Below are 609 nucleotides of genomic sequence, written 5' to 3'. Positions count from 1 at the left end.
GTGGCCGGCACCCCGGTGAATCGGCTTAGCGGTTTACCTGCGCGTACAAGGTCGAGCTCATGCCGAACAGCTTGATGAAGCCTTCCGCCTCTTCCACGCCCCAATCGGCCGACTGCGCATAGGTGGCGCCCTTGGTGTTGAGCAGGTGCGGCGACTTCACCGCCACCGCATCGACGCGCCCGCCACGGGTTTCCAGCACCACTTCGCCGTTGACCTTGGTCTGCGAGGACTTCAGGAACGCCTCGATGTCGGTCTTGAGCGGGTCGTGGTAGAAGCCTTCGTACACCAGCTCCACCCACTTGCGCGCCACGTCCGGCTTGAAGCGGTTCTGCTGCTTGGTCAGCACCGCGTCTTCCAGCGCGCGGTGCGCGGCCAGCAACGAGACCAGGCCCGGGGCTTCGAACACGATGCGGCCCTTCAGGCCGATCACGGTGTCGCCGGTGTACACGCCACGGCCGACGCCGTACGGGGCGAACAGCTTGTTGAGCTTGACCAGGATCTGCTCACCCGGCAGTGCCTTGCCGTCCAGCTCGACCGCCTCGCCTTCGACGAACTTCAGCTTGACGGTCAGCGGCTCGATCGGCCACGCGCTGCGCGGCGCGCACCAGC

The 609-nt window shown here is 66.2% G+C and carries 1 protein-coding gene; it reads right to left on the bottom strand.

Annotation, left to right across the window (positions count from 1 at the left end; genetic code table 11):
* Positions 1 to 25 precede the first annotated feature (25 nt).
* Positions 26 to 609, bottom strand: a 584-nt coding sequence (locus AC1DQP_RS21295; protein WP_478052533.1) for an adenine nucleotide alpha hydrolase family protein, incomplete at its 5' end; no start/stop codon positions are given.

The organism is Stenotrophomonas sp. P5_A8, from assembly GCF_056400545.1.
This window is presented reverse-complemented; position numbering and strand designations above follow the sequence as displayed.